General features: G+C 67.5%; 28 protein-coding genes and 2 tRNA genes. 14 read left to right on the top strand and 16 right to left on the bottom strand.

Annotated elements, in window-relative coordinates; all coding sequences use genetic code 11:
- Positions 1–25: 25 nt before the first annotated feature.
- Together AC07O0_RS10390 and AC07O0_RS10385 are read right to left on the bottom strand one after the other, a co-directional pair.
- Positions 26–1,183 carry a GGDEF domain-containing protein gene (locus AC07O0_RS10390; RefSeq protein WP_494622638.1) on the bottom strand — a complete coding sequence of 386 codons (1,158 nt, stop codon included), beginning with the start codon at positions 1,181–1,183 and terminating at the stop codon, positions 26–28.
- A 199-nt stretch (positions 1,184–1,382) separates the two neighbouring features.
- Positions 1,383–3,053 carry an MFS transporter gene (locus AC07O0_RS10385; protein WP_494622636.1) on the bottom strand — a complete coding sequence of 557 codons (1,671 nt, stop codon included), beginning with the start codon at positions 3,051–3,053 and terminating at the stop codon, positions 1,383–1,385.
- Between the two features lie 337 nt (positions 3,054–3,390).
- Between AC07O0_RS10385 and AC07O0_RS10380 the strand changes: the two genes are divergently transcribed.
- Positions 3,391–3,813: a hypothetical protein gene (locus AC07O0_RS10380; RefSeq protein WP_494622634.1), complete on the top strand. Its 423-nt coding sequence runs from the start codon at positions 3,391–3,393 to the stop codon at positions 3,811–3,813.
- 9 nt (positions 3,814–3,822) lie between these two features.
- Here the strand turns inward: AC07O0_RS10380 and rlmB are convergent, their stop codons facing one another.
- Entirely contained in the window at positions 3,823–4,614 is a 792-nt protein-coding gene (rlmB, locus tag AC07O0_RS10375; RefSeq protein ID WP_494622632.1) for a 23S rRNA (guanosine(2251)-2'-O)-methyltransferase RlmB, read from the bottom strand.
- A 105-nt stretch (positions 4,615–4,719) separates the two neighbouring features.
- On the opposite strand from rlmB, the gene AC07O0_RS10370 reads away from it, so the two are divergent.
- From AC07O0_RS10370 to AC07O0_RS10360, 3 genes are all read left to right on the top strand, one after another.
- A complete protein-coding gene (locus tag AC07O0_RS10370) occupies positions 4,720–5,283 on the top strand; it encodes an AAA family ATPase (RefSeq protein ID WP_494622630.1) in 564 nt (187 codons plus the stop codon).
- Between the two features lie 47 nt (positions 5,284–5,330).
- The gene (locus AC07O0_RS10365) at positions 5,331–5,909 is read left to right on the top strand and encodes a hypothetical protein (RefSeq protein WP_494622628.1); all 579 of its coding nucleotides are present in this window, start codon (positions 5,331–5,333) and stop codon (positions 5,907–5,909) included.
- A 152-nt stretch (positions 5,910–6,061) separates the two neighbouring features.
- Positions 6,062–6,146: transfer RNA gene (locus AC07O0_RS10360), tRNA-Tyr, on the top strand.
- 87 nt (positions 6,147–6,233) lie between these two features.
- Here AC07O0_RS10360 and AC07O0_RS10355 read toward each other — a convergent pair.
- The 5 genes from AC07O0_RS10355 to AC07O0_RS10335 all read right to left on the bottom strand — a co-directional run bounded on the left by AC07O0_RS10355 (position 6,234) and on the right by AC07O0_RS10335 (position 9,477).
- The gene (locus AC07O0_RS10355; RefSeq protein WP_494622626.1) at positions 6,234–7,271 is read right to left on the bottom strand and encodes an amino acid ABC transporter substrate-binding protein; all 1,038 of its coding nucleotides are present in this window, start codon (positions 7,269–7,271) and stop codon (positions 6,234–6,236) included.
- Positions 7,272–7,315: 44 nt separating this feature from the next.
- Positions 7,316–7,948, bottom strand: a complete 633-nt coding sequence (locus AC07O0_RS10350) for a L,D-transpeptidase (RefSeq protein WP_494622624.1) — start codon at positions 7,946–7,948, stop codon at positions 7,316–7,318.
- Between the two features lie 14 nt (positions 7,949–7,962).
- Entirely contained in the window at positions 7,963–8,472 is a 510-nt protein-coding gene (locus tag AC07O0_RS10345; RefSeq protein WP_494622622.1) for a hypothetical protein, read from the bottom strand.
- 260 nt (positions 8,473–8,732) lie between these two features.
- The gene (locus AC07O0_RS10340) at positions 8,733–9,245 is read right to left on the bottom strand and encodes a DUF1697 domain-containing protein (protein ID WP_494622620.1); all 513 of its coding nucleotides are present in this window, start codon (positions 9,243–9,245) and stop codon (positions 8,733–8,735) included.
- A gap of 109 nt (positions 9,246–9,354) precedes the next feature.
- Entirely contained in the window at positions 9,355–9,477 is a 123-nt protein-coding gene (locus tag AC07O0_RS10335; RefSeq protein WP_494622618.1) for a hypothetical protein, read from the bottom strand.
- A 493-nt stretch (positions 9,478–9,970) separates the two neighbouring features.
- Between AC07O0_RS10335 and AC07O0_RS10330 the strand changes: the two genes are divergently transcribed.
- Positions 9,971–10,044, top strand: a tRNA-Gly gene (locus AC07O0_RS10330).
- Between the two features lie 263 nt (positions 10,045–10,307).
- Here AC07O0_RS10330 and AC07O0_RS10325 read toward each other — a convergent pair.
- From AC07O0_RS10325 to AC07O0_RS10290, 8 genes are all read right to left on the bottom strand, one after another.
- Positions 10,308–10,970, bottom strand: coding sequence for a 3-oxoacid CoA-transferase subunit B (locus AC07O0_RS10325; RefSeq protein ID WP_494622616.1), 663 nt, complete (start codon positions 10,968–10,970; stop codon positions 10,308–10,310).
- The gene (locus AC07O0_RS10320; protein ID WP_494622614.1) at positions 10,970–11,680 is read right to left on the bottom strand and encodes a CoA transferase subunit A; all 711 of its coding nucleotides are present in this window, start codon (positions 11,678–11,680) and stop codon (positions 10,970–10,972) included. The genes AC07O0_RS10325 and AC07O0_RS10320 overlap by 1 nt, the downstream gene beginning before the upstream one ends.
- Before the next feature lie 240 nt (positions 11,681–11,920).
- Positions 11,921–12,898: a tripartite tricarboxylate transporter substrate binding protein gene (locus AC07O0_RS10315; RefSeq protein ID WP_494622612.1), complete on the bottom strand. Its 978-nt coding sequence runs from the start codon at positions 12,896–12,898 to the stop codon at positions 11,921–11,923.
- Positions 12,899–12,926: 28 nt separating this feature from the next.
- Positions 12,927–13,274, bottom strand: a complete 348-nt coding sequence (locus AC07O0_RS10310; RefSeq protein WP_494622610.1) for a cupin domain-containing protein — start codon at positions 13,272–13,274, stop codon at positions 12,927–12,929.
- Positions 13,275–13,278: 4 nt separating this feature from the next.
- A complete protein-coding gene (locus tag AC07O0_RS10305) occupies positions 13,279–14,334 on the bottom strand; it encodes a quinone oxidoreductase family protein (protein ID WP_494622608.1) in 1,056 nt (351 codons plus the stop codon).
- A gap of 23 nt (positions 14,335–14,357) precedes the next feature.
- Positions 14,358–15,269, bottom strand: a complete 912-nt coding sequence (locus tag AC07O0_RS10300; RefSeq protein WP_494622606.1) for a beta-keto acid cleavage family enzyme — start codon at positions 15,267–15,269, stop codon at positions 14,358–14,360.
- Positions 15,270–15,283: 14 nt separating this feature from the next.
- Entirely contained in the window at positions 15,284–16,090 is an 807-nt protein-coding gene (locus tag AC07O0_RS10295; RefSeq protein WP_494622604.1) for an SDR family NAD(P)-dependent oxidoreductase, read from the bottom strand.
- A gap of 47 nt (positions 16,091–16,137) precedes the next feature.
- Positions 16,138–17,076 (bottom strand): dioxygenase family protein, encoded by a 939-nt coding sequence (locus tag AC07O0_RS10290; RefSeq protein WP_494622602.1) that lies wholly within the window; start codon positions 17,074–17,076, stop codon positions 16,138–16,140.
- A 142-nt stretch (positions 17,077–17,218) separates the two neighbouring features.
- Between AC07O0_RS10290 and AC07O0_RS10285 the strand changes: the two genes are divergently transcribed.
- From AC07O0_RS10285 to paaZ, 9 genes are all read left to right on the top strand, one after another.
- Positions 17,219–18,253, top strand: a complete 1,035-nt coding sequence (locus tag AC07O0_RS10285; RefSeq protein ID WP_494622600.1) for a LacI family DNA-binding transcriptional regulator — start codon at positions 17,219–17,221, stop codon at positions 18,251–18,253.
- Positions 18,254–18,383: 130 nt separating this feature from the next.
- Positions 18,384–19,589, top strand: coding sequence for a 3-oxoadipyl-CoA thiolase (gene pcaF, locus AC07O0_RS10280; protein ID WP_494622598.1), 1,206 nt, complete (start codon positions 18,384–18,386; stop codon positions 19,587–19,589).
- Positions 19,590–19,617: 28 nt separating this feature from the next.
- A complete protein-coding gene (paaA, locus tag AC07O0_RS10275; protein ID WP_494622596.1) occupies positions 19,618–20,622 on the top strand; it encodes a 1,2-phenylacetyl-CoA epoxidase subunit PaaA in 1,005 nt (334 codons plus the stop codon).
- Positions 20,623–20,650: 28 nt separating this feature from the next.
- Positions 20,651–20,935 carry a 1,2-phenylacetyl-CoA epoxidase subunit PaaB gene (gene paaB / locus AC07O0_RS10270; protein ID WP_038360406.1) on the top strand — a complete coding sequence of 95 codons (285 nt, stop codon included), beginning with the start codon at positions 20,651–20,653 and terminating at the stop codon, positions 20,933–20,935.
- Entirely contained in the window at positions 20,935–21,714 is a 780-nt protein-coding gene (gene paaC, locus AC07O0_RS10265; RefSeq protein ID WP_494622593.1) for a 1,2-phenylacetyl-CoA epoxidase subunit PaaC, read from the top strand. The genes paaB and paaC overlap by 1 nt, the downstream gene beginning before the upstream one ends.
- A gap of 10 nt (positions 21,715–21,724) precedes the next feature.
- Positions 21,725–22,228 (top strand): 1,2-phenylacetyl-CoA epoxidase subunit PaaD, encoded by a 504-nt coding sequence (gene paaD, locus AC07O0_RS10260; protein WP_494622591.1) that lies wholly within the window; start codon positions 21,725–21,727, stop codon positions 22,226–22,228.
- A complete protein-coding gene (gene paaE, locus AC07O0_RS10255; RefSeq protein WP_494622589.1) occupies positions 22,228–23,301 on the top strand; it encodes a 1,2-phenylacetyl-CoA epoxidase subunit PaaE in 1,074 nt (357 codons plus the stop codon). The genes paaD and paaE overlap by 1 nt, the downstream gene beginning before the upstream one ends.
- A complete protein-coding gene (locus tag AC07O0_RS10250) occupies positions 23,291–24,055 on the top strand; it encodes a Phenylacetic acid catabolic protein (RefSeq protein ID WP_494622587.1) in 765 nt (254 codons plus the stop codon). Before paaE ends, AC07O0_RS10250 begins: the two co-directional genes overlap by 11 nt.
- 63 nt (positions 24,056–24,118) lie before the next feature.
- Positions 24,119–26,179: a phenylacetic acid degradation bifunctional protein PaaZ gene (paaZ, locus tag AC07O0_RS10245; protein WP_494622585.1), complete on the top strand. Its 2,061-nt coding sequence runs from the start codon at positions 24,119–24,121 to the stop codon at positions 26,177–26,179.
- The last annotated feature ends 24 nt before the right edge of the window (positions 26,180–26,203 follow it).

The raw sequence follows: 26,203 nt of genomic DNA, 5'->3' as shown, positions 1-26,203 counted from the left end.
ACGTCACGACCATGAGCAGGGGCGCTCAGGCCGCCTCGGCGATCGCGCTCTCGAGGCGATTGCGGCCCAGCATCTTGGCCCTGTAGAGGGCGCGGTCCGCCCCGGCCAGGAGTTCGGTCAAGCCGGCCTTGCCGGCTTTCGCTTCCGCCAGGCCGATGCTGACGGTCGCCGCGATCGCCAGCCCGTCACGTCGCGCTGCCGCTTCGGCAAACCGTCGGGCTATGGTCAGGCCGATCTCGCGCGCGTCGCCCGCGCCGGTCTCCGGCAGCAGGATCGCAAACTCCTCGCCCCCGAGACGGGCCGTGACGGCACCAGGCCCCGCGGCCTCGCTGGCGACGCCGGCGAAGAGTTTCAGCACGCGATCCCCGGCTTCGTGTCCATGCGTGTCGTTGATGGCCTTGAAGTGATCGAGGTCGAAGGCGAGCAGCGAATGCGAAACGCCATCCTCCCGCTCGCGCAGGCATTTGGAACCGAGCTCGAAGAAGCCCTGGCGATTGAGAATGCCGGTCAGGAAGTCGGTTCGCGTGCGCGCCTGGAGCTGCGCCTGATCCTCTTCGCGTACCAGGGCGATCAGCGACATCGGCATGGCGACCGTGAACAGCACGGCCTCGTACATCGTCACCTTGGCGACGATGGCCAACGTGCCCTCGCCATAGACTGCAACCACCACCGGCACGACGAAGGCGCGGATGGCGTAGGTGAGGCTGTGGCAGGCAAAGACGACGATCGCGACCGGGCGGGAGCGCAGGCCCCTGGCGGTGCGGCTGCGATAAAGGGCGAGGGCGGTCAGGGCGCAGGTGACCGCGATCGGCAGTGCGGCGATATGGTTCCAGAAGATGCTGCCCATCTCGGCGCCGCCGATGAACCAGGCCGTTCCGAGGATTGCGAGAAGGGCTGCGACGAGCCCCGGGCGCAGCGCCCTGCCGTCGAGGGCGAGGACGCCCTGCAAGACCATCGCATAGCCGAGCACCATGACGACATTGGTGAGGGCGGGGCCGGCGACTCCGGGGAGCAGGCTGCGGTTCATGGCGAGGATGCAGCCGAGGGCGAACACGCCGCAGGCCGCTGCCCAAAGGCCGAGCTCGCGCGACCGCTGGGCGTGCGCGTGGCGCTCCCAGAGGGTCATCGCCGTCGCCACGACCAGCGTTCCGAGCGTCAGATACCAGAGGGTTGCAAGATCCATCGCGACGTCGTCAGCGATGCCTGCGTCTGGCGTCCGGCATGATCAAGCCTCCCAGCTCGTCCGACATGTCAGCATGGTTGCCGCAATCGGGTTAATGCGAGCTTGTGTGGATGCGTTGCGCCACTGGACAGGACAACGAAAAGCCCCGCCCTTTCGGGCGGGGCTCGCGGGACCGGCCAAGCCGATCAGGCCTGAGTGATCAGGGGTTGTCGTGGGTCAGGATGTCGCGATCCTTGGTCTCGGGCACGAAGAGCATGCCGATGACGAAGGTCATCATCGCGATCACGATCGGGTACCAGAGGCCGTAGTAGATGTCGCCGGTGCCGGCCACCATGGCGAACGAGGTCGCCGGCAGCAGGCCGCCGAACCAGCCGTTGCCGATATGGTAGGGCAGCGACATGCCGGTGTAGCGGATACGGGTCGGGAAGAGCTCGACCAGCGCCGCCGCGATCGGGCCGTAGACCATCGTCACATAGATGACGAGCACGGTCAGGATCGCGATGATCGTCAGCGACTGCGCGTTGAACAGCGCGCCGACGAAGCCGGTCTTGACGATGCGGGCATCGCCCGCCGCCGGGTAACCGGCCGCGACCGCTTCCTTGGCGATGTTCGCGGCGAAGGTGCCGTCGATCGCGACGTCCTTGCCGTTGACGGTGACCTTGGCCGCCGTGCCGGCCGGAGCCGGGGCCTGGGTGTAGACGATGGCCTGGGTGGCCAAGGTGCGACGAGCGACGTCGCAAGGCTGGGTGAAGGTGCGCACGCCGACCGGATCGAAGACCGAGCCGCAGGTGGCGGGATCGGCGACGACCTGGACCTTGACGTTCTGATGCGCTGCGGCGAGGCCCGGGTTGGCCGCCTTGGTGAGCGCGCCGAACAGCGGGAAATAGGTCAGCGCCGCGATCAGGCAGCCGGCCAGGATGATCGGCTTGCGGCCGATCTTGTCGGAGAGCGCGCCGAAGACGATGAAGCCGCCGGTGCCGAGGATGAGCGACCAGGCGATCAGCACGTTCGCCGAGTAGAGGTCGACCTTGAGGATGCTCTGGATGAAGAACAGAGCGTAGAACTGGCCGGTGTACCAGACGACGGCCTGGCCGGCGGTGAGGCCGAATAGCGCGAGCAGCGCGATCTTGGCGTTCTTCCACTGACCGAACGCTTCAGACAGCGGCGCCTTCGAGCCGGTGCCTTCCGCCTTCATCTTCTGGAAGGCAGGCGATTCCTGCATCTGGAGGCGAATCCAGACCGAGATCGCGAGCAGGAAGATCGAGGCGAGGAAGGGAATGCGCCAGCCCCAGGCGGCGAAGTCGGCCTCGCCCATGGTGGTGCGGATGCCGAGAATGACGATCAGCGACAGCAGCAGGCCGAGCGTCGCCGTGGTCTGGATCCAGGAGGTGTAGAAGCCGCGGCGTCCGACAGGGGCGTGCTCGGCGACATAGACTGCGGCACCGCCATATTCGCCGCCGAGCGCCAGGCCCTGCAGCATGCGCAGCGCGATCAGGACGACGGGCGCGATCCAGCCGATCGTGGCGTAGCTGGGCAGCAGGCCGACCAGGAAGGTCGAGGCGCCCATGATCACGATGGTGACGAGGAAGGTGTATTTGCGGCCGATCAGGTCACCGAGGCGACCGAAGAACAGCGCGCCGAACGGACGCACCAGGAAGCCCGCGGCGAAGGCGAGCAGGGCGAAGATGGCGCGCGTATTCGGATCGAAGGCCGAGAAGAAGTGCGCGCCGATCATCGTGGCGAGCGAGCCGTAGAGGTAGAAATCGTACCATTCGAAGACCGTGCCCAGGGAGGAGGCCAGGATGACCTTCCTTTCCTCCCTGGTCATCGGGCGCGGCTGGGCCGCCCCGGATGCTTGTGCCATGCTCATGAAGCGCTCCCGTCTTAATCGTTCCCCCGGATGCGACGGACCATCCGCTGCACCCTCACGCCGCCTTTTCGGCGGTTCTTCGCTTGGAGCCGGCGAAACACCGACTCAGGGCAAAGGCCTTTGAAAAGCCAAGTTTGATGGGGTACGAATGCGACTGGCCCCGGCAATCTTCAACCGAGCACTTGGTCTTGCACAGAAAGGCGTAAGACGAAGTATTGAGCCTGCGGCGGGCCGATCCGACTGTGCGACTCGCCTTGCAGCGGTCGAACCGCTAACCTTTCGCTAACCATATCGGCCGGGCACCCGCCCGGCTGCTGAGGGGCGCGAGGAGTTGGCCATGAAGCTCGGTGCGCGGTTTCCTTTGCTCGCAACATTCGCCGGACTGTGCGCGGTGAGTTCTCCCGCCGAGGCGGCGCCGGGTTTCGTGTCGGCGCCTGGCGGCGGAGTATCCGCTCCCGCTCCACGGCTCGCTCCAATGCGGCCGGCGGCTCGGCCCGGCCACGTCCATCCTGGCCGCTCCGGCTTCTACGGCGGCGGTTATCCCGGCAATTTTGGCTGGCTTGGCGAGCAGCGGGTCATCATCGTGCAGCCGGAGGCGAGTGAGCCGCCGCAGGCGAGGGAAGCCTCCGTGCCCGTCGCGATCGGCATTCGGCGGCCGCCAGAGGCCGATCCGGTGCTGTATCGGATCGAAACGCGCAATGGCCGCCCGGTGGTGCGGGTCATGCGCTTCAGCAGCGACGGCCGGGTGGCGCGGCGCTGAAACCTCGTCCTAGCCGCGCCGGGTCGCAGCGTAGAGCGCGATCGCGGTCGCGTTCGAGACGTTGAGGCTCTTGATCGCGCCGGGCATGTCGAGCCGGGCGAGATGGTCGCAGAGTTCGCGCGAGCGCTGGCGCAGGCCCTTGCCCTCGGCCCCCATCACCAGTACGAGCGGGCGGCGCAGCGGGACCTCGTCAAGCGAGACGTCCCCTTCCGAATCGAAGCCGAGCCGCAGGAAGCCGCGCGCTCCGAGCTTGTCGAGCGCATCCCCCAGATTCTTCACCGCGACCAGCGGCACGTGCTCGAGCGCGCCCGAGGCCGATTTCGCCAGCACGCCGGTCGCCGCAGGCGAATGGCGGATGGTGACGATCACGGCGGCGACCGCGAAGGCGGCGGCCGAGCGCAGGATCGCCCCGACATTGTGCGGATCGGTGATCTGATCGAGCGCCAGCACGATCGCATCGTCCGGCAGGCTGTCGAGATCGGGCGAGGGCAGGGGATCGCAGACGAGATAGAGCCCCTGATGCACCGCGTCCGGCGTCAGCAGCCGGTCGATCTGGGAGGGGCGCACCATTTCCGGCACGAGCGGCAGCTCGCCGACCTCCTCGGCCAGGCGCTTCAGTGCGTTCTCGGTGGCGAGCAGCTTGCGGAAGCGCCGGCGCGGATTGCGCAGCGCCTCGATCACCGGATGGGCGCCATAGAGGATCGCCTCGTCGATCTCGCCGGGCCGGTGCGGCGGCGGGCCATCCCGATGCGGGCGACCATGGCGGCTCTGGGGGCGGGGACGGGACGGGGCGGACATCATGGCTCCGGAAAGATGACGCCATGCCCTGCCACGGCGCGGCCGGCTTGGCCAGCCCGAAGGCCGGCAAGCGGGATTTTCATCGCATATCGCAAGGAGACACTGCAGATGACGAGGACTGATGAGCGGTTGTTCGTGCTGACCGGCGGACCCGGCGCCGGCAAGACGACGCTGCTGGCTGCATTGGCAGCGGCGGGCCATGCCATCGCGCCCGAAGCGGGGCGGGCGATCATCCGGGATCAGCTCGCTATCGATGGGCCAGCCTTGCCCTGGCGCGACCGCGCTCTGTTCGCGGAGCTGATGCTGAACTTCGACCTGCGCTCCCATGGCGAGGCGCAGGCGGGCGCATCTCCGGTCCTGTTCGATCGCGGTATTCCCGACAGCATCGGCTATCTGCGGCTGTGCGGGCTGCCGGTGCCGGAGCATTTCGACAGGGCGGCCCGTGCCTTCCGCTATGCCCGCATCGTGTTCGCGGCGCCGCCCTGGCGCGAGATCTACGCGCAGGATGCCGAGCGCAAGCAGGATTTCGCCGAGGCCGAGCGCACCTATGAGGCGGTCACAGCGGCCTATCGCGAGCATGGCTATGAGCTGATCGAGCTGCCGCGCGCCGATGTCGAGAAGCGCATCGCCTTCGTGCTGGACCGTGTGCGCGGCCTCGCTTCCGATGGGTAAGGATCCGCGCTAGGCTCAGGTATTCGCCGCAGCCCGGGAGGCGCGCCATGGCGGAGAGCCCCGAGGCCGGCACGATGCGCTCGGGCCGGACGCTGAACCATCTGGTGCCCGGGCGCGATTGCGGCGATTGCGTCGCCTGCTGCGAGGTGTTGCGCATCGTCGATCCTGAGGTCGGCAAGCCGGCCGGTATCATGTGCCGTCACAACACCGGTCGCGGCTGCGGCATCCATGCGACGCGGCCTGAGATCTGCCGGCGCTGGTTCTGCCTGTGGCGGAGGATCGACGCCATGCCGGACGAAGCACGTCCCGACCGTTGTGGCGTGATCTTCTGCCTGGAGGGCGAGGAGAGCCATCCGAATCCGTTCGCGCGCTTCTGCGTGGTGGCGCGGCCCGTCGGCAGCGCGCGGGCGCTGCGCAGCAACCTTGTCAGGCAGGTCGTCGCCATGTTCGTCCGCCAGGGCGAGCTGCCTGTCTGGGTGCATCGCCATGGCGTGCGCAGCCTGATTCACCCGCCGCCGGATCTCGCCGATGCGATCGAGCGGCCGCAGGAGACGCCGTTCCAGGCCTTCGTCCCTGCCGCGCAGGCCTGGCGCCGGCGCCATCGCGCCAACTGGCCGCAGGGCTGAACGCCATGTCGGGACGATTGCTTGTCGTTAGATGGCTTTTAGGCGTTGACAGGCGGCGGCCCTCTCCTCATAAGTCCGCCCGCGCCTGCCGCCCTTCACAAAAGTGAAACAGGCGGTTGCGGCCAGCCCCTCGGGGTGGCCTGCGGCAAGGCGGGGGAATGTCCCGAGCGGCAAAGGGGGCGGACTGTAAATCCGCTGGCTATGCCTTCGCAGGTTCGAGTCCTGCTTCCCCCACCACCTTGCTTTTTTGGCGCTGTATTCTTTCAGCTTTTCGGCGCCACGCCCGCACCCGGCAATCAGGTGCGGGACCAAGTGCCCGGCACGCTATCGCAGCGGCGGGGCGTAGAGGACGCCGCCCATGTTCCAGAGCTGGTTGAGGCCGCGCGGGATGGCGAGCTTCGAGCCGGTGCCGAGATTGCGTTCATAGACCTCGGCATAATTGCCGCTCGCCTTGACCGCGCGGATCGCCCAGTCGGCCTCGAGGCCGAGGGCCTTGCCGAACTCGCCTTCGGCGCCAGTGAAGCGACGCACATCCGGCTTCTGCGATTTCAGCGCCTCCTCGACATTGGCAGTCGAGATGCCGAGCTCTTCGGCGTTGACCAGCGCGAAATTCGTCCATTTCACCACGTTGAACCAAGCGAAGTCGTCGCTGCGCACGACCGGGCCGAGCGGCTCCTTCGAGATCACGTCGGGCAACACCAACGCATCCGCCGGTCTGGCCAGCTTGAGGCGCTCGCCATGCAGCGCCGACTGGTCGCGGGTGAGGACATCGCATTGCCCGGACTGGAAGGCGGACAGGGCCTCGGCCGCGCCCGGGAAGGCCTTTTCCTCGTAGGTCATCGAATTGGCGCGGAAGAAGTCGCCGAGATTGAGCTGGGTGGTGGTGCCGGCCTCGACGCAGATCTTCGCCTTGTCGAGCGACAGCGCGCTGTCGACGTTGAGCGCGCGCTTGGCCAGGAAGCCCTGGCCGTCGTGATAGGTGATGCCGGCGAAGGCGAGGCCGAGCTGCGCCTCGCGTCCGAGCGTCCAGGTCGAGTTGCGCGCCAGCAGATCGACCTTATTGCCTTTCAGCGCATCGAAACGCTCGCTGGCCGAGAGCGGCGTGAAGGTGACCTTACCCTTGTCGCCGAGCACGACGGCCGCGACCGCGCGGCAGAAGTCGACATCGAAGCCTTGCCAATTGCCCTGGGCGTCCTTGTCGGAGAAACCCGCAACGCCTTCGCTGACGCCGCATTGCAGCGTGCCGCGTTGCTTGACCGTATCGAGCGTCCCGGCGACGGCGGGAGCCATGGACAGGCTCGCCAGCGCCCCGAGGGCGGCGAGACCGAGATTGCACGAACGAATCTGCGAGGCCTTGAACATGGCGCTCCTCTCCTCCCGGATGTCGGCGGACGCGGCAGAGCCGGTCACAGCGTGGCCTTGTGGCGGATGATGACCTTGGTCCCGACCGGGACGCGGTCATAGAGATCGACGATGTCGCCATTGGCGAGACGGAAGCAGCCCGATGAGATCGCCTGGCCGATCGTCTCCGGCTGGTTGGTGCCGTGGACGCGGAAGACGGTCGAGCCGAGATAGAGGGCGCGCGCGCCCATCGGATTGCCGGGGCCGCCGGCCATGAAACGCGGCAGATAGGGTTGGCGCTGCAGCATCTCCGGCGGCGGGCGCCAGTCCGGCCATTCGGCCTTGCGGCTGACCTGGACCTGGCCGGACCAGGTGAAGCCCTCGCGCCCGACGCCGATGCCGTAGCGCAGCGCCCGGCCATTGCCCTGGACGATATAGAGGAAGCGTTCCGCCGAATGGATCACGACTGTGCCCGGCGCTTCGTTCGAGCGGAACAGCACCATCTGGCGGGCATAAGGCCCCTCGCTGATGCTGACCTCCTCGGTCGAGACGCGGCCCGGCTCGTCGCCGATGTCCATCGTCTCCTGCAGCACTGCAGGCGGGCGCGGCTGCGCCGTGGCGATGCCAGCCAGGGCAAAGAGCGGTGCTGCCAATCCCAGGGCCAGGAGGCCGTGCAGGGCGATACGGGTTGTGCTCATGGCTCGTGGCCCCCTCAGCCGCAACGGGAATAGATGAAGGTGCCGTAGCGCCGCTGCGCGTCGGCATCGACGAAGCGCATCACCAGCATCGACTTGCTGTGCGAGAGGATCTCGCGATCCTGCGGATCGCCGGCCGGTGCCTCGAAACCGAGATAGGCCTTGCCGCCAGCCCCTGCCTTCAGCCTGAGCTCATAGGGCTTGGGGTCGTCGGCGACATGCATCATCACCCCGTCATGCGGCCCGTTGCTGATCACATAGGGCTGCTTGCACTGCCCGCGCGCTTCCGCCTCGGTGCGCTTGCGATCCTTGTCGGTGTGGTAGGAGGCGATGCCCCAGCGCCCGACCAGCGCGTCGCGGGTGATCCCGGACGGAGCCGGGGCGCTCGCGGCGACACTGCCACCCGATGATGACGGACCCTCACCGCCGCCGCAGCCGGCCAGGAGAAGCGGCAGCAACAGGCCGCAGGCGAGGCCACCGATCGGGATGCGCTTCCGGCTTGGAAGCTGCGTGCGTTTCTCTGTCATCTTCCCTCCTTGGCAAGTCATCGGTGCCGATGCGTGTCGCAGAATGCCGGCAATTGGGCGCCGTACTGCAGTCCAGGGCTGCCAGGGACGCGCGGGCGCCGTCTGGCCGTAAAAGGAACGACGGGATTTCTCGGTAGGACAGCCGCAAAAGCGATCGTGATCAAGCCCTCGTTGCTCGACACGGTTATTCACCTGGTGAGCACAGAGGTTCAGGACCGTGCCGCCGCCATGGCAAATGACGCAGGCGCGGCAGCACGGGATCAGATTGCCGCCGCCATCGCCGAGAGCTTCGCGATCGTGTTGAGGTTACGGGCTGTGCCATGGGCCGCAGCCGGGATCTTGAGCTTCGAGTCGCGCATTCCTGCGCCGTAGGCGACGTAGATTTCCCGTCGGCCGAGCCGCAGTTCCTCATCGGCGCGGCCGCGGACATCGTCGAGCGAGTCGGCGAGCGGCGCCTCGTCGAGGAAGATGGCGACGGCCCGGTTCGGCGGGTGATCCGGGAAGGGGTTGGCCCGTAGCACCTCGGCCATCTCGGCGTCGGTCCGCACGATCACGCCGACCGGCTTGCCGGCCTGATCCCGAAGCCGCTGCTCCAGCGCCGCCTTGACCTCTGCCTCGCTGCCCTCGGCAAAGAACACGACATTACCGCTGGCAATGTAGGTCGTGACCTTCGCGAAGCCCGCGGCCACGCACATCGCCTTCAGGTCCGACATGGCGAGCTTGCCGGTTCCGCCGACATTCACCGCTCGCAGCAAGGCCACATAGCTCGGCATGGCATCCTCGCCTTTCATGCGGCGAAGGCTAGGCCGGAAACCTCGGATGCGACAGAGGCCTTGCGGCCGTGCCGAAAGCGCGCCGTCCGGCCGCCAAAAGGCGAGGGGGTCAGGGCTGGAGCAAAAGCAGCGCGAGCAGGCCGGTCGCGTGAAGCAGCGCCATGAGCTGCATCGGAACGGCAGCGATCGCCTCGGCTCTGAACGGGCAATAGAGATCGTCGAGCACTGACATGTCGTTCCCCCGACCATGCCCTAGCGGCATAGGCGGAGCTGTTCGCCCCCCATTTGGGGGGATTCTGGCGCCGGGGACTCGAATATCGCCCTTTCACCCCCAAATGAGGGCGGACGGCCGCCCTGGCCTCGCTAGGCTCGCCGTCGGAGAGAGGGATGATGGGGATCGCGTTTTTCAGTCTCGCCGTTGCCGCCGCCGGCGCTCTCGCATTCGGGACATTGGCCGGCGGAGCCGCCCTCGGAGTGTTCACGGGCGCCGCAATCTGGCTCGGCAAGCACGCCCTGAGCGATGGCTAAGATCGCCGCTGCGAGATCGCAACGCCCGGCAAGGCGAGTTCATATTCCGTGCGGGTGGGTTGACACTCGCCGGCTGGATAAGGAATTTGGCGGCCTCTGCGGCGGCGGCAGCGATAGGCTCGACTACGGAGTAAGCCGCTTTCGCTTGACGGCGAGGCAATAAAGAGTAGACCAAGACACTGAAGGTCTCAGGGTTCGCGGGCGTAGCATAGTGGTAATGCACTAGCCTTCCAAGCTAGCTAGAGGGGTTCGATTCCCCTCGCCCGCTCCAGTCCCGGCTCTATAATACTTGGATTTCGCTGTTGTCTGCCGGCCAGGGCGCTGCCGCCCGCGGGGCAATTGAGCAATCATCTCACGGCACTGGGCATTTCATCCCTGAAACCAGCGAGCGCCGGGGATCCGGCGCGTTGGATGCCGATCCCAGGCATCTCTTCACGACATGCATCTCTTCGCGAGACGTTGCATCGTCGGCGCGCGACGAGGGGGGTACCGGCTCGTGATCGATGATCTCGAGCCGGTCGAGGCAGTTGCTGTTCAAGCCGCTTTTGCCAGGGTCGGCGCGACAGCGAAGGACGCGGCGGTCTTGGCCTTGACCTCGTCGAGGCTGACGCCGGGAGCAAGCTCGATCAGCGTGAGCCCGCCGCCCTTTTCCTTGTCGCAGCTCATGACGCAGAGGTCGGTGATGATGAGATCGACGACGCCGGCGCCGGTCAGCGGCAGCGAGCAGCGCTCCAGCACCTTGGATTCGCCCGCCTTGTTGGCGTGATCCATCACCACGATGACCTTCTTGACGCCGGCGACGAGGTCCATCGCGCCGCCCATGCCCTTCACCATCTTGCCGGGAATGGTCCAGTTGGCGATGTCGCCATTCTCAGCCACTTCCATGGCGCCGAGAATGGTCAGGTCGATATGGCCGCCGCGGATCATCGCGAAACTGTCGGCCGAGGAGAAGAAGCTCGAGCTCGGCAGCGATGTGATCGTCTGCTTGCCGGCATTGATCAGGTCCGGATCGGCCTCGCCCTCATAGGGGAAGGGGCCGATGCCGAGCAGGCCGTTCTCGGACTGCAGGGTGACGTCGACACCATCGGGGATGTAATTCGCCACCAGCGTCGGGATGCCGATGCCGAGATTGACGTAGAAACCGTCCTGCAGCTCCTTGGCGGCGCGGGCGGCCACCTCTTCGCGGGTCCAGGCCATCAGGCTGCCTCCCTCTTGCGCTCGGTGAGCTTCTCGATCTTCTTCTCGTTGATCGTGCTCTTGATGATGCGGTCGACATAGATGCCGGGGGTGTGGATCGCCTCCGGATCGAGTGAGCCGACCGGCACGATCTCCTCGACCTCGGCCACCGTCACCTTGCCGGCAGTCGCCATGTTCGGGTTGAAGTTGCGCGCCGTGCGCCGGTAGACAAGGTTGCCGGCGGTATCGGCCTTCCAGGCCTTGACGATGGCAAGATCCGCCCTGAGCCAGGTCTCGCGGACATAAAGCTGCCCCTCGAACTCCTCGACCGGCTTGCCTTCGGCGACGACGGTGCCGACGCCGGTCTTGGTGTAGAAGGCCGGGATGCCGGCGCCGCCGGCGCGGATGCGCTCGGCGAGGGTGCCCTGCGGGTTGAGCTCGAGCTCGAGCTCGCCGGAGAGGTATTGCTGCTCGAACAGCTTGTTCTCGCCGACATAGGACGCGATCATCTTCCTGATCTGCCGCGTCTCCAGCAGCATCCACAGGCCGAAGCCGTCGGCGCCGGCGTTGTTGGAAATCACCGTCAGGTTCTTCACGCCGGACCGGCGAACTTCCGGGATCAGGCTCTCGGGGTTGCCCGACAGGCCGAAGCCGCCCGACATGATCGTCATTCCGTCGAACAGCAGCCCGTCCAGGGCGGCCTCGGGGCCGTCGTAAATCTTGCGCGTCATCGCTCCCTCATCTCTTGCCCTGCCCGAGGCAGGGTCGTCCATCATGCGTGCCCGCGAGGGGCGTCGGTCATCAGCCGGCCCTGCTCAGCGCCCTGTCGACCCCGGCATCAATACCGGGTGTCTCGCGCTGCGTCGACGGTGTCGGATGGGCATGGGCCATGTCGGCGAGCGCCGCGTCCGACGGGCAACGTCGAGCTTGGCCTAGTCGATCTCGCCCTCTCAGCGGGCCAACCTGCTCGCTCAGTTGCCCTGGGTCTTCGGGTACAATTTGGCGTAGCGCTCGGCATCGCTGCGGACGACGCTGTCGAAGGTCGCCGGCGACGAGGACGCAAGTTCGACGCCCTGAGATCCGAAGCGCTCCTTCATGCGGGGCGCCTGCACGGCCTCGGCGACATCCTGCGCGATCTTTGCGACGATCGCCTTCGGTGTCGCCGCCGGCGTCAGGATACCGAACCATGCGTCGTAGACGAAGTCCGGCAGGCCGGCTTCAGCGAATGTCGGAACGTCGGGAAGCTGCGCCATGCGCTTGGTGCCGGTGACCGCCACGGCGCGCATCTGGCCGGCCTGAATCAGATCGCCGCCGACATTGAAGAAGGTGAAGCCCATCGCCGCATCGCCTCGGAGTACGGCGGTCTGGGCGTCGGGCATGCCCTTATAGGGTACATGCACGATCTTGAGGCGCGCCGTCTGTTGCAGGAGTTCGGCTGCGATGTTGGTCGCGCTGCCGAGGCCGGCGGAGCTGTAGTTGAGCGCGCCGGGCTTCGCTTTCGCCGCCTCGATCAGATCCTTCAGCGTCCTTGTCGGCGTGTCGGGCGGGACGACCAGGATCGACGGCATCGTCGCGACCTGCGTCACGCCGACGAAATCGTTCAGCGGATCGAAGTTCAGGTTCCGGTTCATGGCGCTGATGACGGCGTGCCCGTTCGACGTCAGCATGATCGTGTGGCCGTCGGCCGGCCCCTTTGCGACGTTTGCGGTTCCCGCAATGCCGGACCTGTTCTCGACGATCACCTGCTGCTTCCATTTCGCCGAGAGCTTCTCGGCGATGGCGCGCGCCAGGATGTCGGTCATGCTGCCGGCGGAGAACGGCACCACGATGCGAACCAGCTGGTTCGGATAGGACGATGCAGGGTCGGGCGACTGCGCGAGGGCAGAGATCGGTGCGACCACCGTAGTCGTGGCAAAAAGAGCAGCAGTCAGAAATCGACGACGGTTCATAGATGCCTCCCTAGGTGTTTATGAGGGATCAGGCTGATGCCGGTTGGAGCGGCATGACGAGCAGGATCGAAGCCTCCCGGTCGGTGACGTTGCTGAGCTGGCGCCCCTCGCCGGGAGCGATCCGGCAGGAGTCCCAGCGACCCAGACTGACCTTGTCCTGCCCATTGGACACGGTGACCGTGCCGTCGAGGACGACGTAGAGCTTCTCGACGCCGGAGGCGTCGAGGGTGGTGCCGCCGCCGGGCGCGATGGTCGAGACGCCGAGCCAGACCGTGTCGGACGGGCCGGCCTCGCGGCCCTGCAGCCTGACCATCTGCATCAGCGCGTGGCCGGGGGCGTCATAGGCCGGGGCCTCGTCGAAGCGGACGATGTGCATGGCGTCAGGCTCCCGGTACGAGGATGACGCGATCGCGCGAAGAGCCCATCACGGCCTGATAGGCGGCATGGGCGTCGGCGAGCGGATAGATCGCGTCCGGCTTGATCGGGAAGGGCTTGAGGAAACCACCGGCGAAGCCCGGGGCGAGATCGCGCAGGATCGCTCCTGTCTCGATCGAGCTCAGCGCGATCGTATCGATGCCGACATAGGTGTGGCGGCTCTTGTAGAAGGCGAGGATGTCGAAGGTGACGAAGCGGTCGATCACCGCGATGAAGATCGCCCGGCCGCCGACAGCCATGGATTTCTGGCCGATCTCGTAGAAGGGGTCGCCGACCGTGTTGAAGACGATGTCGGCGCCCTTGCCGCCGGTGAGCTCGCGCACCCTTGCCGGGACATCGGTACCGGCGGCGGAGACCACCTCGACCGGCGCACTGGCATGGCCGGCATAGGGCTCGTCACGACGCACGACGCCGATCACCCTGGCGCCGCGCCAACTCGCGATCTGAGCCGCCGCCTGGCCGACCTTGCCGTTGAGGCCGAGGATCAGCACGGTCTCGCCCGCCAGCGGCAGGCCGGCGCGACGCAGGCCTTCCCAGCCGGTGACGAAGGGCACGCCGATCCCGGCCGCCTCCTCGAGGCTGACCCCTGCGGGGATCTCGACGACCGCCTCGGCCTCGACGATCAGATGGCTCGCCTGGGCGCCGTCCTGGCGGATGCCGAGATCGCCGGAGGAGCCGAAGACCTGCTTGCCGATCAAGGCGTCGGGCCCGGCCACCACCGTGCCGGCGAAGTCGCGGCCGGGGGTGCGGGGGAACACGGCATAAGGCATCAGCCCGGTCGCGGCCTTGGCGTCGGACGGGTTGACCGCTGCGGCCCGGATCTCGACCAGCACTTCATGGGCGGCGAGGGGGCGTAAAGGCCGTTCCTCAATCGGCAGCGCGATCTCTTCATAGCTCGCGGCCTTGGCGTGGAGCCGCAGGCTGCGCACGGTCGGTGGATTGGCGAGCGGGGTGCCGTGGGTGTCGGCTTTCCCGGCGATGGTGTCGGGGGCGAGGGACATAGCGGTTCGATCCTGATTGAGGGTCACGCGACGTGCCTGGCGTCGGCGCGGGCAGGCAGGCCGATGAGGGCGCGGGCTTCCTGCGGGCTGGCGATCTGGCCGCCGAGGTCCTCGACGATGTGGCGGGCCTTTTCGACCAGCGCGGCGTTCGAGGGGGCGAGGACGCCGTGGTCGATATAGACGCCGTCCTCCAGCCCGACGCGGACATGGCCGCCGGCGAGATAGGACAGCGCCACGCTCTGAAAGGCCGAGCGGCCGATGCCGATCGTGGTGAACAGCGCGCCCTCCGGCAGGAGGCCACGGGCATAGAGCACCGTCTCCGGCGAAGGCTGAAAGCCGTAGCGCACGCCCATCACGAAGGAGGTGAGGGGCCTGGGCTGCAGCGTGCCGTCCTTGATCAGGTCGTTCAGCAGGGCGATGTCGCCGGAATCGAACAATTCGATCTCGGGGCGCACGCCGGCTTCCGCGATCACCTTCGCCATGCGGCGGACATTGCCGGGCGTGTTGATCACGACCTCGCCGCCGGAATTCATGGTGTTGAGGTCGAGCGTGCAGATGTCGGGCCTGAGCGCCGCGACATGGGCGACGCGCTCTTCCGGCACCATCAGCGTCGTGCCGGGGCCGGCGAGCTTCGGATCCTGCTCGGAGGGGACGAAGCGCCCGCCCGGACCCGTGGTCAGGTTGATGATGAGGTCGGGATTGCCGGCGCGAATGCGCTCGACCACCTCGCGATAGAGCGGAAGCTCCATGGAGGGGCGGCCGGTTGCGGGATCGCGGACATGGATATGGGCAATCGCGGCGCCGACTTCCGCCGCTTCGAGCGCGGAACTGGCGATCTGCTCAGGCGTGATCGGCAGATGCGGGCTCTGCTCCGGCCGGGTCAGGTTGCCGGTGATCGCACAGGTGATGAAGACCTTGGGCAGCGGTGCGCGCATGATGGCGTCTTTCGTCAGAGCGCGCGGCCGCCATCGACCTGGACGATATGTCCGGTCGAGTAGCCGAGCATGGTGGCGCAGGCCGTGATCGCGGCGGCGATGTCGTCGGCCGCGCCGATGCGCTTCAGCGGCGTGGAGGCACTGACCTTGTCGTTGAAATCGGCGCCGCGGCCGGGAACGAATTCGGTGTCGACCACGCCCGGCGAGACCGCGAGGACGCGGACCTCCGGCGCCAGCACCCGCGCCAGCGCCTTGGTCATCACGTCGATGCCGGCCTTGGCGGCACAATAGGCGATCGAGGAGCCGATCGCGGTGAAGGCGGCGATCGACGAGATTGAGACGACCAGCCCGTCGCCCGACGCCTTCAGCATCGGCGCGAAGGTGCGAATGGTGGCGAACTGGCCGCGCCAGTTGACCTGCAGCATCCGGTCGATCAGCTCGTCGGTGAGCGCGTCGAGATCGGCATGCGGCACCGGCTTCGTGTAGCCGGCGGCGTTGATCAGGATGTCGAGCCGGCCGTAGCGGGCCTGCAGCTGATCGCGCAAGGCGATCAGCGAGGCGGTGTCGGCGACATCCGCGACATGGGTGCTGTGACCGTTGCCGAGCTCGGCGAGCAGGGCCTTGGCTCCTTGCGTGTCGCGCTCCGTGTCAAGATGGGTGACGGCGATGGTCGCGCCGGCGGCGGCGAGCATGCGGCTGGTGGCAGCGCCGATCGCGCCGGCACCGCCGACGACGAGCGCGACCTTGCCTTGCAGGGAGCGCGGATAGCGGGGCCGTGGCGTGGCGGTGACGGCTGTGTCCGGTTGGGTGAGATGCGACATGGCGTTCCCTGTCTTTGAAAGGGGCGAAATGGGCGGATCGAGAGGGGTCAGCGGATCGGCGGCGCCGGCAGCTTGGCTTCGCCGGGCTCCATCACGAAGGCGTAGTCGAACAGATACCAGGGACCCTCGACATCGGTTTCCGGCGCGGGACCGGTGCCCAGCCGGAAGTCGCCGATGAGATGTCGGGTCACGCCGAAAACGACGTCGCTTTCCAGATGCTGGTCGTCATCGACGAAGACCTGGGTGATCAGGGTCTTGTAGCCCGGTTTGTAGGCGAGGAAGTGCAGATGGGCGGGCCGGTAGGGGTGGCGCTGCTGCGCGCGCAGCAGCTCGCCGGCCGGGCCATCGGTCGGCACGGGGTAGCCGGCCGGCTTGACCGAACGGAACGAAATGCAGCCCTCTGCGCTGGTCGTGAACTTGCCGCGCAGGTTCATCTCGGCCTGGTCCGGATCCTGGTTCTCGTAGAGCCCGACGGGCGAGGCCTGCCAGACGTCGACCTCGACGCCGGCGAGTGGGCGCCCCTGCGGATCGGTGATCCGGCAATTGGCGAAGAGGGCGGGGCCTGGTGTCTGCGAGCGGATGATCGAGCCGCCATTGGCGGTGGCCGGCGAATGCATCCGCCAGAACGGGCCGAGCAGGGCTGCGGCCGTCTCGGTGGCGCCGTTCTGGCCGTTGTTGAGCAGGCAGACCAGCGTCGAGAAGCCGATCACGTCGGAGAAGAGCACGGCCTCGTTGTGGCTGTCATTGGTCGCCTGGCCGATGCGGTTGAGGGCATCGAGGCCGAGCTCGAACTCGTCCTCGGTGAGCCGGACCTCGCGGGCGAAGGCGTGCATGTGCCGGACGAAGGAGGCCATCACCTCCCGGAGGCGGGCATCCGGCGCCCGCGACATCGCGTCGAGCACCACCGGCGTCACCGCCGCCTCGGTCTCGATGATGTGGGAGCGGAGTCCCGGCTCCGCTCCCACGGCGGCGGCCTTCGCTGTCATGGTCGTTTCCTCCGTCGCTGCGGATGCGCACCGTGCGTGCTCTGTGCGATCGATTGCATTGATAATCGTGCAATCGATCGCATATTGTCAAGCCGACCAAATCATGATCTGTTGCGGCCCTGATCTGGATCTTCGAATCTCAATGAAATCAGCAGCATCAGCTGCCTTGCGCAGCGCGACCCTGCAGTCGATCGCCGAGGCGGCGGGCGTGCATCGCTCGACGGCGGCGCGCGCGCTCGATCCGGCGCAGGCGCATCGGATCTCGCCCGAGGTCGTCGAGAAAGTGCGGGCGGAGGCGCTGCGGCAGGGCTATCGGCGCGACGCAATCGCGGCCTCCCTGCGGACCGGGCGCTCGCGTCTGGTCGGCGTCGTGCTGCCCGATCTGGCCAATCCGGTCTTCGCGCCCATTCTCGATGGTGTCGGCACGACGCTGGCCGAGGCGGGCTATTCGATGCTGGTCGCCGATGGCGGCGCCGACGCTGCGCGCCAGACCGCGATCGTCGAGGAGCTGATCGCCCGCCGCGTCGACGGGCTGGTGCTTGCCACCGCGCGGCGGAGCGATCCGGTGCTCAGCGTCTGCCTCGATGCGGGCGTGCCGACGGTGCTGGTCAACCGCGCCGAGGATCAGCCGCGAGCCTCGAGCGTCGTCTCCGACGACATCTGCGGCATGCGGCTCGCGGTCGAGCATCTCGCCGGCCTCGGCCATCGCCGGATCGGGCATCTGGCTGGCCCCGAGGGGCTCTCGACCGGCATCCTGCGCCGCCAGGGCTTCGAGCAGGCGATGCGCGCGGCCGGGCTCGATCCGTCCGCCATTGCCGTTGCCGGGGCCTATAGCCGGACGGAGGGGCAGGCGGCGAGCGCCGCGCTGCTCGATGCAACGCCCGGCCTGACCGCGATCGCCGCCAGCAACGACCTGCTTGCGCTCGGCGCCTATCAGGAGCTGAAGCGGCGAGGGCTGTCCTGCCCGCGCGACATCTCGATCGTCGGACACAACGATATGCCGCTGGTCGACATGGTCGATCCGCCGCTGACCACGGTACGGATCGCCCATGCGCAAATGGGGCAGGCGGCGGCGCAGCGGCTGCTGGAGCGCCTCGCCGATCCGAACGCCGAAGCGTCGGTGACGCTGGTGCCGGCCGAACTCATCATGCGGGCGTCGACGCGGGAACCGGCCTGAGGACAGGCTTTCAACGTCGCCGGCCGTAACAGCACGTTGGGCCCTGTTGATCTCCGCTCGAATTCGTGCAATTAAATGACCGACCGGTCGGTTGATAAAAACGAAACGACGGATTTCGGGGAGAGAGATCGTGGCGGACGCTTTCATTTGCGATGCGGTTCGCACGCCGGTCGGCCGTTATGGCGGGACGCTTTCAAGCGTCCGTGCCGATGACCTGGCGGCGATCCCGCTCACCGCTCTGATGCAGCGCAATCCTTCCGTCGATTGGGCCGGGGTCGACGATGTCATTTTCGGCTGCGCCAACCAGGCCGGCGAAGACAATCGCAATGTCGCGCGCATGGCCGTGCTGTTGTCCGGACTGCCGGTCGAGGTGCCCGGCACCACGGTCAATCGGCTCTGTGGCTCGGGTCTCGATGCGCTCGGCCTCGCCGCGCGCTCGATCCGCGCCGGCGATTGCGAGCTGATGCTCGCCGGTGGCGTCGAGAGCATGTCGCGCGCACCGTTCGTGATGCCGAAGGCGGATACAGCCTTCTCGCGCGCCAATGCGGTCTACGACACCACGATCGGCTGGCGCTTCGTCAACCCGAAGCTGAAGAAGGCCTACGGCATCGATTCCATGCCCGAGACGGCCGACAATGTGGCAGCGGATTTCGGTGTCTCGCGCGCCGACCAGGACGCGTTCGCGCTGCGCAGCCAGCAGCGCTGGGCCGCCGCCCAGGCCGCCGGCCGCTTCGCCGATGAGATGGTGCCGGTCTCCGTGCCGCAGAAGAAGGGCGATCCCCTGGTCGTCGATCGCGACGAGCATCCGCGCCCGGACGTGACACTCGATCAGCTGGCCAAGCTGAAAGGCGTCAACGGCCCTGATCTCAGCGTGACCGCGGGCAATGCCTCGGGCGTCAATGACGGCTCGGCGGCGCTGATCGTGGCGAGCGAGAAGGCCGTGAAGGCGAACGGGCTGACGCCACGTGCCCGCGTCGTCGCCATGGCCGCGGCCGGCGTCGCGCCGCGGATCATGGGCATTGGCCCGGTACCAGCGGTGCGCAAGGTGCTGCAGCGCGCCGGGCTGGAGCTCGGACAGATGGACGTGATCGAACTGAACGAGGCGTTTGCGGCGCAGGGTCTTGCTGTGTTGCGCGAGCTCGGCCTGCCGGACGATGCCCCGCAGGTGAACCCGAATGGCGGCGCGATCGCGCTCGGCCATCCGCTGGGCGCGAGCGGCGCCCGGCTGGCGACGACGGCGACGTGGCAACTCCAGCGCAGCGGCGGGCGTTACGCCTTGTGCACGATGTGCGTCGGGGTGGGGCAGGGAATTGCAGTGATCCTCGAGCGCGTCTGACGCGCGAGGCGGAACAGGAGGCAGGCCGATGTATGCCCAGATGGTCAAGACCGAGGCAAAGCGGGTCCGCAGCCTCGACGAGATGGAGCCGCAGGAGCGCGCCTTCCAGGAGCGCATCGACGCCGGCCAGAAGATCGAGCCGAAGGAGTGGATGCCGGAGGATTACCGCAAGACGCTGATCCGGCAGATCAGCCAGCACGCCCATTCCGAGATCGTCGGCCAATTGCCGGAAGGCAACTGGATCACGCGTGCGCCGACGTTGGAGCGCAAGGCGATCCTGCTCGCCAAGGTGCAGGACGAGGCCGGCCACGGCCTCTATCTCTACTGCGCGGCGGAGACGCTCGGCATCAGCCGCGACCAGATGTACGAGCAGCTCCATTCCGGCAAGGCGAAGTACTCCTCGATCTTCAACTATCCGACGCTGAGCTGGGCCGATATCGGCGCGATCGGCTGGCTGGTCGACGGTGCCGCGATCATGAACCAGGTGCCGCTGCAGCGCTGCTCCTACGGGCCCTATGCCCGGGCGATGGTGCGCATCTGCAAGGAGGAGAGCTTCCACCAGCGCCAGGGCTTCGACATCATGACCGTGCTCGCCAAGGGCACGCCGGAGCAGAAGGCGATGGCGCAGGATGCGCTCGACCGCTGGTGGTGGCCGTCGCTGATGATGTTCGGCCCCTCGGACGACGCCTCGGTGCATTCGGCGCAGTCGATGGCCTGGAACATCAAGCAGGATTCCAATGACGAGCTGCGCCAGAAATTCGTCGACCAGACCGTGCCGCAGGCCAAGTATCTCGGCCTCACCGTCCCGGATCCCGCGCTCAAATGGAACGAGGCGAAGGGCGGCCATGATTTCGGCGAGCCGGACTGGACCGAGTTCTTCGCGGTGATCGCCGGCGAGGGCCCTTGCAATCGCGAGCGGCTGGAGGCGCGCCGCAAGGCCTGGAACGACGGCGCCTGGTTCCGCGACGGGCTCACCGCCCATGCGGAGAAGCAGGCGGCGCGGCGCCAGGCCGCCAGGATCGCCGCGGAATAGCGCTCCGCCAGCGGAAGGAAACGAAGCGATGTCGAGCGAATGGCCCCTCTGGGAGGTCTTCATCCGCGGCCAGCACGGCCTCAACCACCGGCATGTCGGCAGCCTGCATGCGCCCGACGCCGAGATGGCGATCCTGAACGCGCGCGACGTCTATACGCGCCGCAATGAGGGCGTGAGCATCTGGGTGGTGCGCTCGGCCGACATCGTCGCCAGCGCGCCCTCCGACAAGGGGCCGCTGTTCGATCCCGCCAACGCCAAGGTCTACCGGCACCCGACCTTCTTCGACGTGCCGGATGAAGTGGGGCACATGTGATGAGCGCCCCGGCCTCTTCCTCTGCGGTTTCTTCGGCGGTCGCCGAGTTCGCGCTGCGCATGGGCGACAACTGCCTGATCCTCGGCCATCGCAATTCGGAATGGTGCGGCCATTCCCCGGCGCTGGAAGAGGACATCGCGCTCGCCAACACCGCGCTCGACCTGATCGGCCAGACCCAGCTCTGGCTCGGGCTCGCCTGCGAGGCCGAGGGCAGGGGTCGCACGCCCGATGAGATCGCCTTCCTGCGCGACGTCTCCGGTTATCGCAATCTCCTGCTGGTCGAGCAGCCCAATGGCGATTTCGGCCGCACGCTGATGCGGCAATACCTGTTCGACGCCTGGCATCTGCCGCTGCTGAAGGTGCTGATGGGCTCGGCCGACAAGCGCATCGCCGAGATCGCCGAGAAAGCCTCCAAGGAGGTCGCCTATCATCTCGAGCGCAGCGCCGATCTGGTCGTCCGCCTCGGCGACGGCACCGCGGAGAGCCATGCCCGCATGCAGGCGGCCGTGGACTTCCTCTGGCCCTATACGGGGGAGATGTTCATCGCCGATGCGCTCGACGAGGAGCTGGCGGTGTCAGGCCTCGCTCCGGAGCCGGGCTCGCTCAAAGCGGCTTGGCAGGAGCATGTCACCCGCTCCTTCGCCGACGCGACGCTGAAAGCACCGGAGAAGAGCTTCGCCCAGAAAGGCGGCCGGCGCGGCGTCCATTCCGAGCATCTCGGCTACATCCTGGCGGAGATGCAGTTCCTGCAGCGCGCCTATCCCGGCGCAAGCTGGTGAGGAGGCGCTGATGGACGCCGCCACCATCTCCCGCCCGGCCGTCGCCGAGATCTGGTCCTGGCTCGGCGAGATTCCGGATCCCGAGATCCCGGTGATCTCGCTGGTCGATCTCGGCATCATCCGCGACGTTGCCTGGGCCGATGACATGCTGGAAGTGACGGTGACGCCGACCTATTCCGGCTGCCCGGCGACCGGCGTCATCAATTTCGAGATCGAGCGCGGCCTGCGCGAGCACGGCATCGAGAAGCTCGTCCTGAAGCGGCAATTGTCGCCGGCCTGGACCACCGCCTGGATCAGCGCCGAGGGCCGCGCCAAGCTGCGCGAATACGGCATCGCGCCGCCGGTCGAGGGCACGGCCGCCTGCGCCGGAGCGCTTGTGCCGCTCGAGGTCTCCTGTCCGCGCTGTGGCTCGGCGCGGACCGAGCGCATCAGCCAGTTCGGCTCGACGCCGTGCAAGGCGCATTTCCGCTGCACCGACTGCCTGGAACCGTTCGACTACTTCAAGAGCATCTGATGGCACGCTTCTTTCCGCTGGAGGTCGCCGATATCCGCCGCGAGACGCGCGATGCGGTCGTCGTCACCCTCGCGCCGCGCTCCGAGGATCGCGCCGCCTTCGACTTCACCCAAGGCCAGTACCTGACCTTCCGCCGCGACTTCGAGGGCGAGGAGCTGCGCCGCTCCTATTCGATCTGCGCCGGCAAGGACGAGGGCGTCCTCAAGGTCGGCATCAAGCGCGTCGACGGCGGCGCCTTCTCGACCTGGGCCAACGAGGAGCTGAAGCCCGGCGACGTGGTCGAGGCGATGCCGCCGATGGGCGCCTTCCACGTGCCGCTGAAGCCGGAGGAGAAGCGGCATTATCTCGGCTTCGCCGGCGGCAGCGGCATCACCCCGGTGCTCTCGCTGATCAAGACGACATTGGCGCGCGAGCCGGGATCGCGCTTCACGCTGGTCTACGGCAACCGCTCGGTCAGTTCGATCATGTTCCGCGAGGAGCTTGAGGACATCAAGAACACCCATCTCGGTCGCTTCAACGTCGTGCATGTGCTGGAGAGCGAGGCACAGGAGGTCGAGCTGTTCTCCGGCCGCATCGACGCCGAGAAATGCGCGCGGCTGTTCAAGGGCTGGATCAACATCGCCGCCATCGACATGGCCTTCATCTGCGGGCCCGAGCCGATGATGCTGGCGATCGCGGCGGCGCTGCGCGAGCACGGCCTGCGCGACGACCAGATCAAGTTCGAACTCTTCGCCTCGGCACCGCGCCGCGGCAAGCATGTCGTCAGGACCGCCGCCGACAACGGCAAGGCCGCGACCTGCACCGCGACGATCACCCTCGACGGCACGACGCGGGTGATCGAGATGGCCAAGACCGGGCAGACCATCCTGGAGGCGGCGCTCGGCGCCAGTCTCGATGCGCCCTATGCCTGCAAGGCGGGCGTCTGCTCGACCTGCCGCGCCATGGTCGTCGAGGGCGAGGTCGAGATGGCGACCAACCATGCCCTCGAGGACTACGAGGTCCGCCAGGGCTATGTGCTGAGCTGCCAGTGCTATCCGCTCTCCGACCGGGTGGTGGTGACCTATGACCAGTGACGCCGACACCATGCCGCTCGAGGCCTATCTGGCGCAGGGCGGCAAGCTGACCACGCCGGAGAACGCGCCGCCGCGCTATCGCGGCGAATTGCTGAGGCTGATGGCGACCTTCGTCGACAGCGAGCTCGCCGGCGCTGCCGGTTTCGCGGATATCATCAACCAGGGGCCGGGCATCAAGGAGCGCATCGCCGCCTCCCGCATCGTGCTGGAGAAGCTCGACCATGCCGAGCGCGTGCTTGCGGTGATGGGCGAGTTCGGCGCGGACATCTCGCGCTACGCCAATCACCATCCCTGGGCCGAGCGCGTGGCGCGCGACAGCGATCTCGGCGCTGCCCGCCACGGCGCCGACATGCGGCTCGCCGTGCTGCACTATCCGCTGCAGGGCTGGCTCGATGCGGTCGTGATGAACGTGCTGATGGGCCAGGCGGTGGTGATCCAGATCGAGGAATTCGCCGGGCTCTCCTACCAGCCGCTCGGCGAGATCTTCCGCGCCATCCTGCCGCGCGAGCGCCGGCATAAGGAGCTCGGCGAAGAGGGCTTGCGGAAGCTGCTGGAGGATGCAGGCAACCGCCCGCAGGTCGCCGCTGCGCTCGCCTATTGGCGCCCGCGCGTCGCCGTCAGCTTCGGCCGCGGCAGCTCGGCGCATTTCGAGACGCAGAAGAAGTTCGGCCTGCGCCACACCGGCAATGCCGAACTCGCCGCCGCCTGGGAGCGGCAGGTGGACGAGCTGCTGCGCGCCATCGGGATGGCCTAACCAGCACATACGACCCACGACGGCGCCAAGCCGCACACCGCGATCGACAAGGGATCTCAAGGGATGAACGCGCCAGTGAAGACCGTCCGCCAGCTCGAATCCTTCATCGTCGGAGACTGGGTCCGCGGCGCCGGCAAGGCCGTGCCGCTGCTCGATGCGGCGACCGGCGCGGAGGTCGCGCTGATCGATGCGAGCGGCCTCGACATGAAGCGTGCGCTGGCTCATGGCCGCGAGGTCGGCGGGTCGGCGCTACGCAAGCTCAGCTTCCATGAGCGCGCCTTGATGCTGAAGGCGCTCGGCCAGGCGCTGATGGAGGCGAAGGAGGAGTTCTACGCCCTCTCCACCGCGACCGGCGCGACGCGCACCGATAGCTGGATCGACATCGAGGGCGGTATCGGCACCTTGCTGTCCTTCGCCTCGAAGGGCCGGCGCGAGCTGCCGAACACGCGCACTCTCGTCGACGGCGATGTCGAGCTCCTGTCGCGCGACAACACGTTTTCCGGCCAGCACATCCTGACGCCTCTGGAAGGCGTCGCGATCCACATCAACGCCTTCAATTTCCCGTGCTGGGGCATGCTGGAGAAGCTGGCGCCGACGCTGCTCGCCGGCATGCCCGCGATCGTCAAGCCGGCGAGCCAGACCGCCTATCTGACCGAGTTGATGGTGCGCAGGATCATCGCGACAGGCATCCTGCCCAAGGGCGCGCTGCAATTGATCAGCGGCTCGGTTGGCGACCTGCTCGACCATGTCGACTGCCAGGATGTCGTGACCTTCACCGGCTCGGCCGCCACCGGCCGCAAGCTCAAGGCGCACAAGGCGATCGTCGAGAATTCCGTGCGCTTCACCATGGAGGCGGATTCGCTCAACGCCGCGATCCTCGGCCCCGATGCGGTCGCCGGCACCGAGGAGTTCGACCTCTTCGTCAAGGAGGTCGCCCGCGAGATGACGGTGAAGGCCGGGCAGAAATGCACGGCGATCCGCCGCGTGATCGCACCGCGGGCCACGGTCGAGCCGCTGATCAAGGCGCTCGGCGAGCGGCTCGCCAAGACGGCGCTCGGCAATCCCGGCGAGGAGGCGACGCGGATGGGCCCGCTCGCCAGTCTCGCCCAGCGCGACGAGGTGCGGGCCCGCATCGCGGAACTGCAAGGGGATGCCGAGATCGTCGCTGGCGATCCAACCCGAGCCAATCTGACGTCGGGCGATGCGCAGGCCGGCGCCTTCCTGAGCCCCGTGCTGCTCTATTGCGACAAGCCTGGTTCGGCCCGGGCGGTGCACGATGTCGAGGCTTTCGGCCCGGTCAGCACGATCATCCCCTATGAGACTGCCGAGGAGGCCGCAGAGCTCGCGCGGCGCGGCAAGGGCAGCCTCGTCGCCTCGGTCTTCACCAACGACGCCGCCTTCGCGCGTGAGGCCGTGCAGGCGCTCGGGCCCTGGCATGGCCGAGTCATGCTCGGCAATCGCGTCAGCGCGAAGTCCTCGACCGGCCACGGCTCGCCGCTGCCGGTCTTGGTCCATGGCGGGCCGGGCCGGGCCGGCGGCGGCGAGGAGCTTGGTGGCATGCGCGCCGTCAAGCATTACATGCAACGCACTGCCATCCAGGGCGCGCCCTGGCTGCTGTCGGAGGTCACTGGCCGCTGGATGCAGGGCGCGAAGGCGCGGCGCGACGGCGTCCATCCCTTCCGCAAGTCGCTCGCCGAGCTGGAGATCGGCGACCAGCTCGTCACCGCCTCGCGCACCGTGACGCTGGAGGACATCGAGCACTTCGCTCATTTCACCGGCGACACCTTCTACGCCCATATGGACGAGGAGGCCGCCAAGGCGAACCCGTTCTTCGACGGGCGCGTCGCCCATGGCTATCTGATCGTCTCGTTCGCCGCCGGGCTGTTCGTCGATCCGGCGCCGGGCCCGGTGCTCGCCAATTACGGTGTCGACGCGCTGCGCTTCCTGACGCCGGTCAATCCGGGCGATGCTTTGCAGGTGACGCTGACCTGCAAGCAGATCAATCCGCGCGAGACCGAAGAGTACGGCGAGGTGCGCTGGGACTGCGCGGTCAGCAACCAGGAGGCCCAGCTCGTCGCGCAGTACGACGTGCTGACGATGGTAGCGAAGAACTGGCCGCAATAGTCTCGACGCTGAGGATAACGGTGC

This window comes from Allobosea sp. GW821-FHT10B12 (assembly GCF_059415545.1).
Note: the sequence above shows the minus strand (reverse complement) of the source record. Positions and strands in the feature narration are given on the sequence as shown.